The organism is Rhodanobacter sp. MP7CTX1 (assembly GCF_014205795.1).
GTDB lineage: Bacteria > Pseudomonadota > Gammaproteobacteria > Xanthomonadales > Rhodanobacteraceae > Rhodanobacter.
In genome coordinates this window covers 148,815-166,652 of sequence record NZ_JACHCN010000001.1, presented here as the reverse complement: position 1 = coordinate 166,652, position 17,838 = coordinate 148,815, and the positions used below count along the sequence as shown (strand labels likewise).

Here is a 17,838-nt window from a genome sequence, read left to right as displayed (position 1 = left end):
AGCTGAACGATAAGGATTTCGTCATGCCCAGCAATCTCGAAGCGTCGGATTTCGACTCCGCAAACACTCCGTTTGTGAGGGTCATGGTGGCAGACGACGACCCCAGCAGCTGTAAGTTCTTTGCTGATGGGATGCGCTCGCTGGGCGCACACGTGGAGGTCGTTACGGACGGCCTGACAGCGATCAAGCGTGCGCGCACCGAGACCTTCGACTTGCTGCTGCTGGATTGCCGCATGCCGGGCGGCGGCGCACTGCAGATCCTGACCCTGCTGCGCGACGATGCGCAGGCCAACTCGGCAGCAAGCCTCGCGGTGGCCACCACGGCCTGGCTGGAACCGTGCGACCGCCAGCCACTACTCGCTGCCGGCTTCAGTGAGATCTTGATCAAACCCTGCGGGTTGGCGAATTTGCGGCGAATAATGGCGCTGGTTCAACCGGATCGACACGACGTGCCTGTACTGGATGACCAGGCCGCGTTGATTGCCACCGGTGAGGCCACCACCATGCGCGCGCTGCGGCTATTGTTGCGCGATGAGCTGACCCAGCTTGACCGGGACCTCGATCAACTCAATCGCGACAGCGACAGCTTCAGCGATCGACTGCATCGCCTGCGCTCATCCTGCGGTTTCTGCGGGGCTACGGCGCTGTCGACCCAGGCTGCGCTCCTGCAGCGTCAACTGGCGCAACACGACGCGACACCCGAATCGGTGGCACGTTTTCACAAGGCGCTGCTGACCACCCTGCAGGCGTTGGATGCCTAGCGCCGCGACACGGCCATCGACAATACCCGCCAGGCGCGCAATTCGCGGCCGCCGAGATGGAAGCGGATGACCTCTCGCATCATGTCGCGCAGGGACTTAAGGCCGCTGGCATCGGGCATCCGATCCTGCTCCAGCGCCAACAGGTCGCTGCCGCGCAGGGCCTGCGCGTTGCCGCCAGAGCAGCGCTCGGCACCGTGCTCCACCACATAGCGATAGTGCGCATCCGGCATCAGCGGCTCGCCCGTTTCGGCGTCGTGCTGCAGCTGCAGGCCGTAGCCGATCGCCTGCAGCAGGTCGCGTTCGAAGCGGCGCAGACTCCAGGCCAGTGGTTCGTCAGCGGCAAGTCGTGCCAGGGTTTGCGCGTACGCGTCGAACACCGCCGGGACCGGATCCTGTCGTTCGGTCAGGCGCACGATCAGTTCGTTGAGGTAGAGGCCTGCGACGCCGGCGTCGCCGCTCAAGCGCAATGGCGCGCCGGCGATCTCCACACCGGTCAGCGTGGCCATCTCGCCACGCAGCAGCAGATCCAGTGTCAGCGCTTGCAACGGTTCGAGTTGCGCGCGTCGCAGGCGCGCTCGCTCACCGCGGACACCTCTTGCGACCACGCCCAGCCTGCCATGTTCGCGCGTCAGGCACTCCAGCAGCAGCGACGTCTCGCGATAAGGCCGCGCGTGCAGGACATAGGCGGGTTGCTGTTCGAGGCGCATGGGTCAAGTCTAGGGGCGAGAGACGAGTAGCGAGGGCGCCAAAACCGAAAACTGTGGGCAGCCTGAGTTTTTGAGCTTGCGCCCTCGCGACTCGCCCCTCGTCCCTGCTCTAATCCGTATAGCCGAACTTCTTCAGCATGTTCTCATCGTCGACCCAGCCTTCGCGCACCTTCACCCACAGCTTGAGGAAGACCTTGCGCTCGAACATGCGCTCCATGTTGCGCCGTGCGCTCATGCCGATCGACTTGAGCTGGGCACCACCGTGACCGATTACGATGGCCTTCTGACCGTCGCGCTCGACCCAGATGATCGCGTGGATTTCCGCAATGCCATCAGGACGATCGCTGAACTGCTCGATTTCCACGGTGGTCGCGTAGGGCAGCTCCTGATCGAGCCGCAGCATCAGCTGCTCACGCACCATCTCGGCAGCGAGGAAGCGCTCGCTACGATCGGTGATCTCGTCTTCACCATGCACCGGCGGCTGTACCGGCAGACGCTTCAAAATGGCCTGCTCGAGCTCTTTCAGACCCTGCTGCTTGAGCGCGCTGACGTAATGGATTTCGTCATACGTGTGCTTGGCCACCAACTCGGTGACGAACGGCAGCATCACCGTCTTGTCCTTGCTCAGGTCGACCTTGTTGATCACCAGCAGCCGCGGCGTCGACTGCTCGACCAGCGCGGCGTACAGCGCCTCGTCCTCATCGGTCCAGCGACCAGCCTCGATCACCTGCACCACCAGATCGACATCGCTGATCGCCGAACGCGCAGCACGGTTCAGGCTGCGGTTCATCGCGCGTTTGGCGCCGCGGTGCAGTCCGGGTGTATCGACATACATGATCTGCCCGGCTTCGCTGGTGGCGATGCCAAGGATGCGGTGGCGGGTGGTCTGCGGCCGTGGGCTGACGATCGACAGGCGGAAGCCGATCAACGCGTTCAGCAGGGTCGACTTGCCCACGTTGGGGCGCCCGGCCAGGGCGACGTAGCCGCAACGAAAATTCTCATGCGGCAAGCCGCCGACGCCGTCGGCGGCGGGTTCCAGTTCGTGGTTCATGACGTGATGTGCTCAGTAAGCGGACGATGGGTAGTGTAGTGCTTCGCCGCAGTGGCACGGAGCCGGCAACAAGGGCTCGCAGGCGTGACCGGTCATGCGGCAGGCGCCCTGGGCGCCTGAGAAGGTCGTGCAACGGGGGGCGCTGGCAAGCAGGATCAGGACTTGCGGTGCTGTTCCAGCAGCTGGTTCAGCACGGTTTCGGCCGCATCCTGCTCCGCCGCGCGGCGGCTGACCCCGCGGGCCTCGGCCTGAAACGGCAACGGTTCGCTGATCGCGCAACTGACATCGAAGGTCTTGGCGTGATCTTCGCCATGACTGGCAGCCAGCTCATATTGCGGAAGTGGCCAGCCCCCGGCCTGCAGCCATTCCTGCAAGCGGGTCTTGGCGTCCTTGGAAGATCTCGGCAATGCCGCGATACGCTCGCCGAACAGCCCGCGGACGACCTCGCGGCAGGCCTCAAAACCGGCATCCAGGTACACCGCGGCCACCAGTGCCTCGAACGCATCGGCGAGGATCGAATCGCGCCGGAAGCCACCACTTTTAAGCTCGCCGGGACCGAGTTTCAGCTCGTCACCCAGCTCCAGTTCACGCGCCACCAGCGCCAGCGCCTGGCCATTGACCAGTTGGGCACGCAATCGCGACAGCTCGCCCTCGCTGGCCTTGGGATGAGCCTCATAGAGCATCTCGGCGATGATCGCGCCGAGCAAGGCGTCACCGAGAAACTCCAGCCGCTCGTTGTTCGGTTTGCCGATGCTGCGATGGGTCAGTGCCAGCTGCGCCAGCACCGGGTCGCGGAAACGGTAATTCAGTTCCAAAAGTTACTCGCCCAGATTGCCCTGCAAAGCCACGCTCTTGTCGAAGTGCAGCAGGAAATCGATGTTGTACATGAAAGGAATTTTCTTGTCGTAATTGACATTCAGCGTGCTGGTGCCACCGGCGTCGCGCTGAATGGTGATGTCCGCCGGCTTGATGGTGGCATCGTCGACGTACTGGAAATTCATCTTGAAAAACAGCTCACGGCGAATCTCGTCCAGCGTCTTGCCATTGGTACCTTCGGTGGCGATCTGGCTCATCGCCTTGGACACACCCATGAATTCGGAATACGACGGCAACAGCTTCATCGCCATGAAGGCGAAAAAGCCCACGATCGCCATGATGAACAGAAACCCGATAAGAGTGACGCCCGACTGCTTCGATTTCATAGTCCCCTCGCTATGCCGCCTGCGTGGCGTGCCTTTCTGTGATTGAGTTCGCCTAACCCTTCGTCGATCGAGCTTGTCGTCCATCGGGCCCCCATCGATCCCGCCGACGCAACGGTTACGCCAGCGGATTCTCGCACTGTTGGCGGCCCGGCGTACGAGAGCCTGTTCGATCCCGTCACGCCTTAGAACCTGTTCAATCAGTGGATGATGTTGCCGATGCGCGAGAAATCCACGCCGCCGGTACCCCAGCCCTTCCAGCTCATCCAGATCAGGAATGCCTTGCCGGCCAGATTCTGCTCCGGCATGCAGCCCCACCAGCGACTGTCCAGACTGTCGTTCCGGTTGTCACCCATGACCAGATAGCAGCCAGCGGGTACCTTCGAAGGCACTTTTTCGTTGGGAATGGAGTTCGGCGTGGTGTAAGCGGGCATCTGCGCGATCGTGTGATTGACCGGGCTACCGTCCTGGCGCCTCAGATGTTCGGTCCAGACCGTGGCGCCCATGTCCAGCATGATCCGATCCACGCCGCGCTGCGGATTACCCACATACGGGCCAATTTCGTCAGCGGTCACAGGTTGGCCATTGACCAGCAGATCGGCACCATGCACTTCGACGGTATCCCCTGGCAGGCCGATGACCCGCTTGATCCAGTTCTGTGACGGCACCGGGGCATGCGGATCACTGCAGCTCATGTCGCCGCTGCGCACCAACGTACCAGCGTCTTCGCACAGGTAGCCCGGAAAACGGAACACCACGACGTCGCCGCGTTTGGGTTCACCCAGGTCCAGGAACTTGGTGTTGAACGCCGGCATGCGCAGGCCGTAGGCAAACTTGTTCACCAGGATGAAATCGCCCACATCCAGCGTCGGCATCATCGAACCGGAGGGGATCCGAAAGGGCTCGCCGATGAACGAACGCAGCAGCAACACCACCAGCACCACCGGAAACAGCGAACGGGACCAATCCACCGGCGCCGGATCGCGGTACTCGGCGTTGGCCGCATCCAGCCGTGCCTTGCGCTTCTTGTAGAGGAACAGGCGGTCCAGACCCCAGACCACACCGAACAGTACGGTGAGGCCGAGCAGAATCGCCGAAAAGTCGAATTCCATGCCTTAACTCCAGAGTGCCGGGCGGATCATCATTGATCGCGCTTTTACTTGTCTACTTTCAGTACGGCGAGGAAGGCTTCCTGCGGAATCTCCACGCGACCCACTTGCTTCATGCGCTTCTTGCCTTCCTTCTGCTTTTCCAGCAATTTTTTCTTGCGGCTGATATCGCCGCCGTAGCACTTGGCCAGAACATTCTTGCGCAGGGCTTTCACGGTGGAGCGCGCGATGATCTGTGCGCCGACGGCCGCCTGGATGGCCACGTCGAACTGCTGGCGCGGAATCAGATCCTTCATTCGCTCGACCAGTTCGCGTCCGCGCCGATCGGCGTGGCTGCGGTGCATGATCAGGCTGAGGGCGTCGACGCGATCACCATTGATCAGCACGTCGGTACGCACGAATGGACCTGCCTCGAAGCGATCGAAGTGATAGTCCATCGAAGCGTAACCACGCGAGACGGATTTGAGCCTGTCGAAGAAATCCATCACCACTTCGGCCAGCGGCATCTCGTAGCTGATCTGCACCTGGGTTGCCAGATACTGGATCGAACGCTGCACGCCGCGCTTCTCCTCGCACAACGTGATCACGTTGCCGATGTAGTCCGGCGGCGTAAGGATGTTGGCGACGATGATCGGTTCGCGGATCTCCTGCACCTGGGGCGACGACGGCAGCTTGGCTGGATTGTCCAGCAGCATGATCGAGCCATCGGTCTTCAGGATTTCATAGACCACGGTGGGCGCGGTGGTGATCAGGTTCAGATCGTATTCGCGCTCCAGCCGCTCCTGCACGATCTCCATGTGCAGCATGCCGAGGAAACCGCAGCGGAAGCCGAAGCCCATCGCCTCCGACGACTCCGGCTCGAAGAACAGCGCGGCGTCGTTCAGGCGCAACTTGTCCAGCGCCTCGCGCATTGCCGGATAGTCGTCCGAGGACACCGGAAACAGGCCGGCGAACACGCGCGGCTGCATGTGCTGGAAGCCGGGCAGCGCCTTGCCGGCAGGCTTGCTGGCCAGAGTCAGCGTGTCGCCGACCGGCGCGCCGTGCACGTCCTTGATCGATGCATTGATCCAGCCCACTTCACCGGGTCCGAGCCTGTCCAGCTTCTTGCGCTTGGGCGTGAACACGCCGACGTCGCCTACTTCGTGCGTGCGGCCGGTCGACATCACCAGCAGCTTGTCGCCAGGCTTGATCTCGCCCTGCATGACACGCACCAGCGAGACCACGCCGAGATAATTGTCGAACCACGAGTCAATGATCAGCGCCTGCAGCCGATCGGTATCGCGCGGCTTCGGCGGCGGAATGCGGGCGATGATCGCTTCCAGCACTTCGACCACGTTCAGGCCGGTCTTGGCACTGATCGCGACGGCATCGGTGGCATCGATGCCGATCACCGCCTCGATTTCAAGTTTTACTTTTTCGATGTCGGCGGTCGGCAGATCGATCTTGTTCAGCACCGGCACCACTTCCAGCCCCTGCTCCACCGCGGTGTAGCAGTTCGCGACCGATTGCGCTTCGACACCCTGCGCCGCATCCACGACCAGCAGCGCGCCTTCGCAGGCAGCCAGCGAGCGGCTGACTTCATAGGAGAAGTCGACGTGACCCGGGGTATCGATGAAATTCAGCTGATAGGTCTTGCCGTCGCGTGCGGTATACGGCAGCGACACCGACTGTGCCTTGATCGTGATGCCACGCTCGCGCTCGATCGGATTATTGTCCAGCACCTGCGCTTCCATTTCGCGCGAAGTCAGCCCTCCGCAGATCTGGATAATGCGATCGGCCAGTGTGGATTTGCCGTGATCGATATGGGCAATGATGGAGAAGTTGCGGATCAATTCCATGGAGCGCTGGCGGCCTGTCAGGCTTGGGTTGGCCGCCATGCATCAAACACAGGCAGCGCATCACCGGAATGGCGACGCTAACCCGGTATTATCGCATGGATCCCGCTGCCGCTACCCGCCCGTCGCCACGCTTGGCGGATCGGCGGTTGGTAGGGTCCGTCCTTGATGGACGCACCCTACCAACCGGATCGTGTGGTATCAAAGTCGGATCGATCAACGGGCCGCCGCAGGCACTGTCAGCGCTATGAAACTGCTCTGATTGCCCCGCCGCACCAGCAGCAACACGGTATTGCCGGGTTTGACGTCCCTCAAGGCCTCATGGAACGCAGCCACACCGCTGATCTTCTGCTGATTGACCATCAGGATGACGTCGCCCGGCTGCAAACCCGCTTGCGCAGCCACTTCGCTGGCAACGGCGCTGATAGCCACGCCCTGACCCGGCTTCAGGCCCGTTTGCTGGCGAGTATCGCCATCGGGCGCCTGCACGGTCAGACCCAGGGCATTGGCACCACTCTGCGCGGCCGGCGTGGCCTGCCCTGAGCCGCCCACCGCCTGTTCGTCACGCGGCATCTCGGCAATCGCCACTTCGATGGTCTGTTTTCCGCCGCCGCGCAGAATCTGCACGGGCACCTTGGTGCCTGGCTTGGTCATGCCCACCAGCGGCGGAAGATCCGACGCCTGCATCAGCGGCTTTCCATCGTAGGAAAGAATAATGTCACCGGCCTGGATCCCGGCCTTTTCGGCACCGCTGGCTGCCGTGACGGACACCACGGCGGCGCCCGTCGCACTGCTGAGCTTGAACGCCTTGGCCATGTCGTCGCTGACCGGCTGCACCTCGACGCCCAGCACGCCACGCGACACATAGCCCTTGGTCTTGAGCTGCTGGATCGCACTCATCGCCACGTCAATCGGGATCGAGAACGACACGCCCATGTAGTTGCCGGTATTCGAGTAGATCTGCGAATTGATGCCAACCACCTGGCCCTGCAGGTTGAACAACGGGCCGCCGGAATTGCCCCGATTGATCGGGACATCGGTCTGGATGAACGACGTATACGGCTGATCCTGCTGCCCCAGATTGCGACCAACCGCACTCACGATGCCCTGCGTCACGGTGTAGTCGAAACCGAACGGGGAACCGATTGCCAGCACCCACTGGCCCGGCTTCAGGGTGCGCGAATCGCCAATGCTCACCGCCGGCAGGTTGCCGCCGTCATTCACCTTGAGTAGCGCGATATCGTACTTCGGGTCGGTACCGACCACCTTGGCGGTGAGCGTGCGCCGATCTTGCAGGCGCACCGTGACCTCATCGGCACCATCGACAACATGATTGTTGGTTAGGATGTAGCCGTCACCGGAAATGATGAAACCCGAGCCCAGCGAAGTATGTTTCTGCTCTTCGGGCGAGGGCATCATCGGCATGCCGAAGAAGCGCCGCAAGATCTCGGCCTGCGGATCGTCGGGGCTGTCCTGGCCGGGCATGCCGGACTGCGATTGCCGAGGCTTTCCGGCGTATTTGGCTTCGACGTGGACCACTGCGGGCGCGTTTTTCTCCACGATGCCGGTGAAGTCCGGCAGCATGGCCGCGCTAGGCGCGGTCTGCGCCTGCGCGCCCGTAACCGCAGCAATACTTATCCATGCGCAGTACGCCAAGGTGCGCAAGATGGAATGACTCATGACTCCTCCTTGGTTGACTTCAGCTTGAAAACTTCAGGCACCACAAACTTGAGGTTCCGCAAACGAGGGACTGCGAACGCAGTCGACCATGCGGCCCGCATGACGGGCCGATCGGCAGAAAATAAACCGGGGAAGACTAACCGCAGGCAAGCGCACTCGGTCCGGTCTTATTGAGCGACGGCCTGACGCGAAGGTGACGGCGCTACCTTCGGCGATGGATCAAGCAGTAGAAGATAACTGCCGTCGTTGTTGCTGAGTGTCCGGTACCGATGCAGCGGCGTGTCGCCCAACTGGCGACGTGCATAAATCGGCTGATTCTCATCCAGCGGTGCACCCAACGTGGCTGACGCCTGCTGGCTGAGCAACCCTGCAGAATCGCCACTCAGCCACGGCGGCACGGCAGCGGGAATCGTTTGTCTGCTCTCCGGGGCGACCCTGGCAACCGAATTCGCGTTACGCGGCGTACTCAGTCCCGCACGAAGCTCGGCGTCGTTGGTCGGTTGGCCGATCATCAAGGCGGCCGCCGCCACGCTGGCAGCAATCGCGCCGCCGGCCGACCAGCGTAGCCAGTGGTTGCCACGACGCCCGTTGCCCGAATGGCTGCTGGTTGCCGGCGTCGATTCCTGCTCGATCGCCAGCATCACTCGTGAGGCAAACCCCGGCGAGGCCATCAGGGGCAGCTGTCGACGCAATCCGTCGCGGGCGATGTGGTAATGCGCCCAAGCCTGTTGCAACGAGACATCGTGATCGAGTCGACGCAACAGAAAGCGCAGCTCTTCCTTCGACAATTCGCCGTCAATACCGGCCGAAAGGTTTTCCCGAATGGATTGATCTACGTTTGCTTGATTCATGTCTGCCTGATTCATGCATGGTCCTCGCGGTCCGACAACAAAGGCCGCAGCTTTTCATCGATTGCCTCGCGTGCCCGGAAAATACGTGAACGCACCGTACCGATCGGACAGCCCATCGCCTCGGCGATTTCATCGTAACTGAGACCATCCACTTCACGCAGTGTGATGGCGGTCCGCAGTTCCTCGGGCAGGGCTTGGACAGTGGAAAATACGGATTGTTCAATTTCCTGGCGCATCAGCTCACGCTCTGGCGTTGCGCTGTCGTGCATACGCTCGGCCCCAGCCATGAAGACGGCGTCTTCGGCATCGATGTCGTCGGTCGGCGGGCGCCGGCCCATAGCCACCAGATGGTTCTTGGCCGTATTTACCGCGATCTTGTACAGCCAGGTATAGAAAGCACTGTCGCCGCGAAACGAGCCGATTGCCCGCCACGCACGGATGAACGACTCCTGCGCGATGTCCTCGCACTCGGCATGACTTCTCACGTAACGCGAAACGAGGCCGATCACCTTGTGCTGGTACTTAAGCACCAGCAGGTCGAATGCCCGTTTGTCCCCACCCTGGACACGCTCAACCAGCGCGCGATCCAGTTCGTTTTCGCCCATCCGGGCCGTATCCATCGTCAATGCCGTCATCCGCTGCGGGAACTGGTTAGAACTGAACGCCCCGCTCAGACCTCGGCCGAGCGCTCAAGTTCAGCTTGCGTGAGTGTGCTGTCACACCATAACGCACGGCCCGTTGGCTGGTTGTCATGCGCAGGAGTGACGCCTCCCTGCCTGCCAGCGGCCCATCTGCCCGTTATGGGGCCGACCGCCAACAGCTCAAGCCGGCTCGGCCGTTCGCACATCCAACAGGCGTTGCCGCTCGGCCAGCAGATTGTCGAAGCTGATCGGCTGCAGCGGCCGGCAGAAAAGATACCCCTGCAGTTCGTCGCAACCATGGGCGCGCAGGAACTGCAGGTGCTGTTCAATTTCCACACCCTCTGCCACCACGGCACGCTTCAGGCGATGGGCCATTTCGATCGTGGCACGAACGATCGCTTCGTCGTCCGGATCGACACCGATATTGCGCACGAAACTCTGATCGATCTTGATCCGGTCGGCCGGCAATCGACGCAGATAGTCCAGCGATGCGGCGCCGGTGCCGAAATCGTCGATCGCGATATGGCAGCCGAGTCTGTGCAGCGCGTGCAGGTTCTCGACCAGGTTGGGTGCTTCCTTGATGCTGATGCTCTCGGTGATTTCCATCTCCAGCAAGGTGGGGTCCAGGCCGGTTTCGTGCAGCACCCGGCCCACGGTCTCCAGCAGTTGCGGCTCCATCAGTTGCACGGCGGACAAATTGACCCCGAGCCGCAAGCGCAGGCCATAGCGCTCTTCCCATTCCTGCGCCTGCCGGCATGCCGTACGCATGACCCATTCGCCAATCGAGACGATCAAGCCGGTTTCCTCGGCCAGAGGGATGAACACCGCCGGGCTGATCATGCCTAGTTCCGGGTGCTCCCAACGCACCAGTGCCTCCATCCCGACGATGTCCTCGGTGGTCGTATTGACCTGCGGCTGATACACCACGCGCAGCTCGCCGTTGCCTTCCGCATGTCGCAAGCGGGAGCGCAAGGCGGTGCCATGTTGTTGCGCGTATTCGGGGCTCACCTCGTAGATCTTGAAATTGTTGCGGCCGTCATGCTTGGCCGCATACATCGCCTCGTCGGCATGTTTGAGCAGGGTTTCCGCATCGCTCGCGTCATCAGGAAAAAAGCTCAGGCCCATGGAGGCGGTGACCCGCAACTCGGTGCCGTCATCGAGGTACAGCGGCGCTTCCATCACCTGTACGATCTTTTCGGCAACCCTCAATACATCGTCGTTCTTCACGATATGCCGCAGCACGACCGTAAACTCGTCGCCGGCATAGCGCGCCACCGTGTCGGAGGCACGGATACTGCTGCACAGACGCTGCGTGACCACCCGCAATACCTGATCGCCAGCGGCATGACCGTGCGTGTCGTTGACCGTCTTGAAGCGGTCGAGGTCGACGAACAGCACGGCAAAGCATTCGCCGTGGCGGGTCGCCTCCCGGATGATCGTGTCCAGCCGGTCGTTGAACAACAGCCGGTTGGGCAGCCCGGTCAGCGCATCGACCAGCCCCTCGGCACGTCCCTGTTCCCGGGTCCGGCTCAACTCCAATACATGCGAGAAGCGGGCCGCGGCACAACGCAATACCGGCTCGATGATGCCCATTTCGCCGAAGCCTTTGCGGCTGCCGGCCAGCATGGCGCCGAATACCGTGTGGCGTTCGTCGTACAGTGGCAGACCGGCGAATCCGGCGAGACCGAGCTGCTGCAGCAGCGGATCCATCGATGCCAATTGCCGTGCATCGGCACGAATCAAAACAGGCTTGCCGCCGAGTACCAGTTGCAATGAACTCTGCAGTGACGCCGGCGGCCACGCCGGATCCTCACCGTTCCATAACTGCAGGATCTGAGTCGCCGTGTCAGCCCCGTCCTGGCGCGCCGACCAGACGGCGAGGTAATCCAGACCCAGCTCGTCGAACAGCAGCCGCCCCGCGGCGATTTGCGCATCGACGCCACTGGTCGAGGTGAACATGCGTGATAGCAGCGACAACGCAGCCTCGGCCCGCAGATCGGCCCGATCGCTGCGAAACATCAGTGCCAGCGCATCCTGCCCGGCATGACGTATGCGCCGCACGCTGGCCTGCCCCGTATCGACACCCTGTGACGACTTTCGCTGGCACGGATACCAACGGCGGTCGGCCTCAGCCAGTACCTGCTGGATCGAGACGCCTTCAAACCGCAGCACCTGGGACAACGGCAGCCCCTGCCATTGACTGGCATGCATGCGGCTATGCCTGGCCACTGTGGGGCTGACCTCCAGCAATCGGCCCGTCTGTGGGTCGGCAATCAGCCATTCACCGTCGCCTTCCTCGAAGACGTAGCGGTAATCCTCATGCGCGCCGCCAGGGACCGGCTCGACGGTTGCGCTGCCCGGACCCGGTGCGCTGGATGAGCGCCGCCAGCGCGCCACCAACTCGGTGCTGATCTGCGCGGCATTCAACCAGTCGACGATACCTGCGGGCAGCTCGGCAGGATTCAGCGAAGCCTCTTCGGCCAATACCGCGATCAGCGGCGTTTCGGCGCCACCTGGCAGACGGCGCAACTGCTCGCAACACTTTTGTGCCTGCTGCTCGTCACCGGCAAACACCACCACGATCAGCTGCAGCGGCGGCAGCATGGGGCGCCCCTCCAGCAGAATCGCTGCGTGGGGCACATCGCGTGCGCTATGAATGTGCGAATAGCCAGCCTGATCGAGCGCATCGAACAGGTTGCGGCGTAACTCGCGCTGCGCAGCGATCACCAGGATGCCGGAGTTCATTCGCTCACTTGCCTCAAAGTTTCCGGCCTCGAAGTGTCCAATCTCAAACCAGCCACCGGCCGTCGCGCAGGCGCAGGCGCTGCGGCTGGCTGTCCTCAGAGCGCAAATGCGTCGCCAGATCACCCAGATGTTCGGCGAGCGCCGCCGGAACGTCGATCAGCACTACCCGCCGCAAGTGGTCTTTCGGCGAGCGTGCAAGTTGGCGCAGCAAAGTCGCATCCATCGCCGACAACGGCAATTCCAGCCCCACCAGCAAATAGACGCCAAAATGCATGCTCTGCTGCATGTAGCGCAGTGCGTTACCCAGCCGCTGACAATCCGGCACCCGGACGTGCACGTCGCGCAGGCTGCTCAGGCCGGTGTCGGGCTGCCACAGATACACGGCCTGGCCGCTATGTCGGGCAATCACGCGGAACTGATTGATCAGTTCATGGACGTCCTTGCTGTCCAGCACCACCAGACCGCTGGATGCAGCCAGAATGTGCTCGAAAATCTCGGTACCGGCTTGCGGTGGAGCAGAAGCCATCGCGGAAGTCATTGCGTTCCCGTCCTGAGGTGCCGGCGGTATTGCCGGTATAGCCAGGCCCGTCAACAGCTGACGGGATAATTTGTCAGGATTTGTCCGCTTGTGGCGGCTTCCTTGGAACCACGGCGAGTTGAGCCACCCGCCGCCAAGTCCAGCCGCCATCTTTGCCGGGGCCAGTCAGCCTCGACAGAGCGCCTCCTGACCGGACTTCGATTTCACACCTGCTTCACCTGACGGTCAAGCATCCCCGTCACATCTCGCAATCATGGCAGCAGAACGGTATGGTTCAGACCACCTCAACCACGCCTGCAGCCCCCATGTTCGAAGGATTGCGCTTCAATCACTGGAAGACCAGCGAAGGCGACGACGGCGTTGTCGTCCTGAGTCTTGATCGTGCCAACAGCAGCGTCAACGCGATTTCGCGAGCGGTGCTGGATGAGTTCGAATTGATCGTCGAACGGCTGGCGATCGAAAAACCGGCAGGCGTCATCATCCATTCGGCGAAGCCGGCGGGATTCGCGGTGGGTGCCGACATCAAGGAATTTGTCGAATACGCCAAACACGAAACCGTCCATGAAAACATCACGCACGGCCAGCGCATCTATGAAGCACTGGCCCGCCTGCCCTGCCCCACGGTAGCGGCGGTACACGGCGCGTGCATGGGTGGAGGAACCGAACTGATCCTGGCCTGTAGTCAGCGCATCGCCGCGGACGACGACAAGACGAAGATCGCCCTGCCTGAAGTGATGCTCGGGATCCACCCCGGCTGGGGCGGCACCGCACGCCTGCCGCGATTGATCGGTGCCATGGATGCCCTGCCCGTGATGCTGACGGGCAAATCGCTGTCGGCTAAACGCGCGCTCGCGCTCGGTGTAGTCGATCGGCTGAGCCGCCCGGAGGAACTACTGGCCGAGGCCCGCCTGCTGCTGCGTCGGCCCGAGCCGCGCCCATTCGCGCGACGCGCCAAGGCGTGGGCCAGCAATACGTGGCTGGCCCGGCAGATCATCGCGCCGATGGTGCTCAAGCAGACAGCAGCGAAGGTGCGCAAGGAACACTACCCCGCTCCGTTTGCCATGATCGACGTATGGAAGCGTGGCGGCGGCAACATCCAGCAGCGGCTGAAACTGGAAGCACATTCGGTCGCCAAACTGGCGCAGACGCCCACCGCACAGAACCTGATCCGCGTCTTCTTCCTGCAGGAGCGGCTGAAGGGCCTGGGCGGTGGCACCGATCCAGCTATCAAGCATGTGCACGTGGTGGGCGCCGGCGTGATGGGGGGCGACATCGCTGCGTGGGCGGCGTTCAAGGGTTTCGAGGTCACCCTGCAGGACCGCGAGATGAAATACATCCAGCCTGCACTGGATCGCGCCCGACAGCTTTATGAGAAAAAGCTCAAGAACCCGGACAAAGTCGCGCAGACCACTCGCCGTCTGCGCGCCGATGTCGAGGGCAAGGGCGTGGCGCAGGCCGACCTGGCGATCGAGGCGATCTATGAAAACGCCGAGGCCAAGCGCGAGTTGTACGAAGCGATCGAGCCGCAGTTCCAGGGCGACGAGATTCTCGCCAGCAACACCTCCAGCATCCCATTGGACGAACTGCGCCAGGGTCTCAAGGCACCGCAGCGCTTTCTCGGCCTGCACTTCTTCAATCCGGTGGCGCAGATGCCGTTGGTCGAGGTCGTGCGGCACGACCAGCTCGATCCGGTGATCGAGAAGCGCGCGCTGGCATTCTGCAAGGCAATCGGCAAGCTGCCGGTGGTAGTGAAGGGTACGCCGGGCTTTCTCGTCAACCGTATCCTGATGCCCTATCTGCTCGAAGCGATGCGCCTGTACAGCGAAGGCGTGCCGGGCCCTGTGCTGGATCGCGAGGCGAAAAAATTCGGCATGCCGATGGGGCCAATCGAACTGGCCGACACCGTTGGCCTGGACGTCTGTGCCTCGGTCGGCAAGGAACTCGCGCCGTTCCTTGGGCTGGAAGTGCCGCCGGGGCTGGACGAAAAACTCGCCGCCGGCAAGCGCGGCAAGAAGGATGGCCAGGGCCTGTATGTGTGGCAGGACGGCAAGCCGATAAAACCCGAGGTCGACCAGCACTACGTCATGCCGCCTGACCTGCAGGAGCGCATGATTCTGCCGATGGTCAATGAGGCGATCGCCTGCCTCGCGGACGGCGTGGTCGACGACGCCGACCTGCTCGATGCCGGCGTGATCTTCGGCACCGGCTTTGCCCCGTTCCGGGGCGGCCCGATTCAGTACGCGCGCAGCGAAGGCATCGACAAGGTCAAGCTGAAACTGGAGCAGTTAGCCCAGCGCTATGGCGAACGTTTCAGCCCGAAAAATGGGTGGGGTCATCCCGCGCTGGCGCAGAGTGACCTCGTGATCCCATAGCAAAGAAACAGGGACGAGAGTCCCTGCTTCCACTCACCACATCAAGTCGTCGGGCACGCCGTCATCGCCCACGCCGGTGGCATTCGGATCGACCAGCAACGCCAGCTGATGTGAATCGATTTCGCGTACCTGTTCGGCGACCTCGCGACTGACCAGCAAATAGCGCCCCCCTTGCTGCACGACACCCAGCTCGCCGGCGTTGAGCGCTGTCAGCTGTGCGGCGTCGACATGCACCCGCCGGATCTTGCCGCCATATTCGAAATTGCGCGGCTGATCAGCCTCGGCCTTGTTGAGCGCCTTGCCGTCGAGGAGCTGCTGAATTTTGAGTTTACGCTCACGGCGCAGGCGGGCCTGTTCGGCCGCCTCCTGCTCGATGCGTTTGCGTTCGCTGGCTTCGGTTTGCGCACGAATCGCATAAGCCTTGGCGAGATCCATCTCGCCCTGATCCCGACGCGGCGGCCGCGGTACGTGCGATGACGGATGGGGCTTCGCGTTTTTGTGGGCAGGCTTGCCAGCTTGCGCCGGTGGCGGCGTACGCTTTTGCTCGCGAACGCGGTCTTGTTGGCCCCGTTCTTGTTGAACTTGTTTGACGATGCCGCTCTTGAGCAGCTGATCGCGCAGGGAATCGGCCATGAGGGTGATCCGTGGTCGCAGACTTTGTGTAGGTCGGAATCGGAGATTTTGTGAGAATCGAGGTCGTCGGTCAGTAGTGCGGCGGCGGTGGTTCGGTGTGCGGATCGTCGGCCTGCGCAACGCGCATCGATGAAAGCTCGCCGCGCAGCTCGCGCAGCGAACGTTCCAGCGCGGCAATCCGCATCGACTGATCGGCATCTGCCGTCATCAGCGCCTGCACCGTGTCATCGATGAAAGTCAGTTTGACCTCCAGTTCGGCCAGCCGTTGTTCGAGGGTGTCGTTCATTGCTTGATCTGCAGACTGCGGCCACGGCCGATACCGTAGTACGCCAGACCTGCTTCTTCCACCGCGACCGGATCATAGAGATTGCGACCGTCGAAAATGACCGGCTCGCGCAGCGCAGCGCGGATGCGCTGGAAGTCGGCGCTGCGGAATGCTTTCCATTCGGTGACGATGGCCAGCACATCGGCGCCTTCCAGCGCGTCATAGGCGTGCTCGCACAACACCAGATCATCGCGCTCACCGTACAGCCGAAGGGTTTCCTCGCGTGCTTGCGGGTCGAACGCGCGCACCTTCGCACCGGCACTCCACAAGGCTTCCATCAGACGTCGGCTGGAAGCTTCGCGCATGTCATCGGTATTGGGTTTGAATGCCAGACCCCACAATGCAATCGTCTTCCCCGCCACCGATCCGTCGAAGTGACGCGAGATCAGCTCGAACAACTTGGTCTTCTGTTGCAGGTTCACTGCTTCGACTGCAGTAAGCAGCTGTGCGTCGTAACCGTAGCTGCGCGCCGTGCGCTCGAGCGCTTGCACGTCTTTGGGAAAACACGAGCCGCCGTAACCCGCGCCCGGATAAATGAAGTGGTAGCCGATCCGTGGGTCCGAGCCAATACCCTGGCGTACCAGTTCCACATCGGCGCCAACACGTTCGGCGATATTCGCTATTTCGTTCATGAAACTGATTTTGGTCGCCAGCATCGCATTGGCGGCGTACTTGGTCAGCTCGGCCGATCGCTCATCCATCACCACCATGCGGTCGTGATTGCGATTGAACGGCGCATACAACTTGCGCAATAGCGAAACCGCGCGTTCGCTGGATGCGCCCACAATGATGCGATCGGGCCGCAGGCAATCTTCCACCGCGGCGCCTTCCTTCAGAAACTCCGGATTGGACACCACATCGAACTCGACGCTGGCAGCACGCGCGACCAGTTCGGCCGCAACGGTTTCGCGTACGCGATCAGCGGTACCGACAGGCACGGTCGATTTGTTCACCACCACCGCATAGCGATCCAGGTGCCGGCCAATGGTTCTAGCCACCGCCAGTACATATTTCAGATCGGCACTGCCGTCTTCGTCCGGTGGTGTCCCGACCGCGATGAAGATCACATCGCCATGCGCGATTGCAGGCGCCGCATCGATGGTGAAATCAAGCTGCCCACTGGCATGGTTGCGCCGGACGATCGACTCCAGCCCTGGCTCGTAAATCGGAATCTCGCCACGTTTCAGGCGCTCGACCTTGGCCGCATCGATATCAACGCAGACCACACGATTGCCCATTTCCGCCAGGCATGCGCCGGTGACCAGGCCAACATAGCCGGTGCCGAAAATAGTGATTTTCATCATCTCGCGACGACTTCCCTGAACTTTAGCGTGCTGCGTAGCCGCCTATTGTAACCGCGTACCGACCAGCACCTGACACCTGCCAGTCAC

At 62.1% G+C, this 17,838-nt stretch carries 16 protein-coding genes; 2 read left to right on the top strand and 14 right to left on the bottom strand.

From position 1 onward, the window contains the following. Positions 1 to 23 precede the first annotated feature (23 nt). The gene (locus HDE77_RS00865) at positions 24 to 761 is read left to right on the top strand and encodes a response regulator (RefSeq protein ID WP_184415216.1); all 738 of its coding nucleotides are present in this window, start codon (positions 24 to 26) and stop codon (positions 759 to 761) included. Here the strand turns inward: HDE77_RS00865 and recO are convergent. The 11 genes from recO to HDE77_RS00810 form a co-directional block, all read right to left on the bottom strand. Then, positions 758 to 1,468: a DNA repair protein RecO gene (recO, locus tag HDE77_RS00860; RefSeq protein WP_184415214.1), complete on the bottom strand. Its 711-nt coding sequence runs from the start codon at positions 1,466 to 1,468 to the stop codon at positions 758 to 760. The two genes, HDE77_RS00865 and recO, sit on opposite strands and share 4 nt — an antisense overlap. Positions 1,469 to 1,577: 109 nt before the next feature. Beyond that, entirely contained in the window at positions 1,578 to 2,519 is a 942-nt protein-coding gene (gene era, locus HDE77_RS00855) for a GTPase Era (RefSeq protein ID WP_184415212.1), read from the bottom strand. Between the two features lie 155 nt (positions 2,520 to 2,674). Continuing rightward, positions 2,675 to 3,334 (bottom strand): ribonuclease III, encoded by a 660-nt coding sequence (gene rnc / locus HDE77_RS00850; protein ID WP_184415210.1) that lies wholly within the window; start codon positions 3,332 to 3,334, stop codon positions 2,675 to 2,677. 3 nt (positions 3,335 to 3,337) lie between these two features. Further along, positions 3,338 to 3,721 (bottom strand): DUF4845 domain-containing protein, encoded by a 384-nt coding sequence (locus HDE77_RS00845; protein ID WP_184415207.1) that lies wholly within the window; start codon positions 3,719 to 3,721, stop codon positions 3,338 to 3,340. Positions 3,722 to 3,918: 197 nt separating this feature from the next. Next, positions 3,919 to 4,830, bottom strand: a complete 912-nt coding sequence (gene lepB, locus HDE77_RS00840) for a signal peptidase I (RefSeq protein WP_184415205.1) — start codon at positions 4,828 to 4,830, stop codon at positions 3,919 to 3,921. Between the two features lie 44 nt (positions 4,831 to 4,874). Next, positions 4,875 to 6,665 carry a translation elongation factor 4 gene (lepA, locus tag HDE77_RS00835; RefSeq protein ID WP_184415203.1) on the bottom strand — a complete coding sequence of 597 codons (1,791 nt, stop codon included), beginning with the start codon at positions 6,663 to 6,665 and terminating at the stop codon, positions 4,875 to 4,877. 213 nt (positions 6,666 to 6,878) lie between these two features. Then, positions 6,879 to 8,342, bottom strand: a complete 1,464-nt coding sequence (locus tag HDE77_RS00830) for a DegQ family serine endoprotease (RefSeq protein ID WP_184415201.1) — start codon at positions 8,340 to 8,342, stop codon at positions 6,879 to 6,881. A 167-nt stretch (positions 8,343 to 8,509) separates the two neighbouring features. Then, complete coding sequence (locus tag HDE77_RS00825) at positions 8,510 to 9,193, bottom strand: sigma-E factor negative regulatory protein (protein WP_184415199.1); 684 nt, start codon at positions 9,191 to 9,193, stop codon at positions 8,510 to 8,512. Between the two features lie 11 nt (positions 9,194 to 9,204). Then, positions 9,205 to 9,798 carry an RNA polymerase sigma factor RpoE gene (gene rpoE / locus HDE77_RS00820; protein ID WP_184415579.1) on the bottom strand — a complete coding sequence of 198 codons (594 nt, stop codon included), beginning with the start codon at positions 9,796 to 9,798 and terminating at the stop codon, positions 9,205 to 9,207. 216 nt (positions 9,799 to 10,014) lie between these two features. Then, positions 10,015 to 12,579 carry a bifunctional diguanylate cyclase/phosphodiesterase gene (locus tag HDE77_RS00815; RefSeq protein ID WP_184415197.1) on the bottom strand — a complete coding sequence of 855 codons (2,565 nt, stop codon included), beginning with the start codon at positions 12,577 to 12,579 and terminating at the stop codon, positions 10,015 to 10,017. Between the two features lie 43 nt (positions 12,580 to 12,622). Then, positions 12,623 to 13,117, bottom strand: a complete 495-nt coding sequence (locus tag HDE77_RS00810; RefSeq protein WP_184415195.1) for a hypothetical protein — start codon at positions 13,115 to 13,117, stop codon at positions 12,623 to 12,625. 305 nt (positions 13,118 to 13,422) lie between these two features. Here HDE77_RS00810 and HDE77_RS00805 point away from each other — a divergent pair, with 305 nt between their 5' ends. Beyond that, complete coding sequence (locus tag HDE77_RS00805; RefSeq protein WP_184415193.1) at positions 13,423 to 15,489, top strand: 3-hydroxyacyl-CoA dehydrogenase NAD-binding domain-containing protein; 2,067 nt, start codon at positions 13,423 to 13,425, stop codon at positions 15,487 to 15,489. 33 nt (positions 15,490 to 15,522) lie between these two features. Here HDE77_RS00805 and HDE77_RS00800 read toward each other — a convergent pair whose 3' ends face one another. The 3 genes from HDE77_RS00800 to HDE77_RS00790 form a co-directional block, all read right to left on the bottom strand. Continuing rightward, positions 15,523 to 16,122 (bottom strand): DUF2058 family protein, encoded by a 600-nt coding sequence (locus HDE77_RS00800; protein ID WP_184415191.1) that lies wholly within the window; start codon positions 16,120 to 16,122, stop codon positions 15,523 to 15,525. Between the two features lie 70 nt (positions 16,123 to 16,192). Beyond that, the gene (locus tag HDE77_RS00795) at positions 16,193 to 16,408 is read right to left on the bottom strand and encodes a SlyX family protein (RefSeq protein WP_184415189.1); all 216 of its coding nucleotides are present in this window, start codon (positions 16,406 to 16,408) and stop codon (positions 16,193 to 16,195) included. After that, a complete protein-coding gene (locus tag HDE77_RS00790; protein WP_184415187.1) occupies positions 16,405 to 17,748 on the bottom strand; it encodes a UDP-glucose/GDP-mannose dehydrogenase family protein in 1,344 nt (447 codons plus the stop codon). Before HDE77_RS00790 ends, HDE77_RS00795 begins: the two co-directional genes overlap by 4 nt. Between the last annotated feature and the right edge of the window lie 90 nt (positions 17,749 to 17,838).